This window comes from Chryseobacterium sp. 2TAF14 (assembly GCF_052115105.1).
GTDB lineage: Bacteria > Bacteroidota > Bacteroidia > Flavobacteriales > Weeksellaceae > Chryseobacterium.
In genome coordinates this window covers 1-476 of record NZ_JBFRGA010000368.1, presented here as the reverse complement: position 1 = coordinate 476, position 476 = coordinate 1, and the positions used below count along the sequence as shown (strand labels likewise).

The 476-nt window shown below is 29.4% G+C and carries 1 protein-coding gene; it reads left to right on the top strand.

What is annotated here, in order from left to right:
* A partial coding sequence (locus tag AB4Y90_RS18210) for a hypothetical protein (RefSeq protein WP_441558966.1) occupies window positions 1-224 on the top strand: 224 nt, incomplete at its 5' end.
* Window positions 225-476: the final 252 nt, after the last annotated feature.

Sequence of the window (476 nt, the reverse complement as noted above, 5' to 3'; positions counted from 1 at the left end):
GAGTAAACACATCATCAGAATTTGATAAAGATAAAAATAAAATCGTTTTTAGTTTAGCATATAAATATGGTTTTAGAAAAAATTATTGCACAAATGTTAGTACTGTATTTGGTGAAAGTCTTGCAGGTGTATCGAGTGTTTCTAATCACAAAGACCATGGACATCTTGGATTGTCTGATATTAGTATTGAAGTAGTAACAACAGTAAACGTAACACGAATATGAGGATATTGAATACTTTATTAATTATTTGTCTTATTAGTTGTAAAGGACAATAATTTTGAACAAAGGATAAATCAGGCACTCGATTCCATTACCAATATTTCAGAACGATACAATAATGCCAATACAATAGATAAAAGAGCAATTGTTGGTTTGATATATCCTGAAAAGTTGATCTTTGATGGAGAGAATTTTCAAACCACAAAAATCAACAGCTTTGCCAATAGTATCTTTTTGATTAAGAAGGAGTTAGGA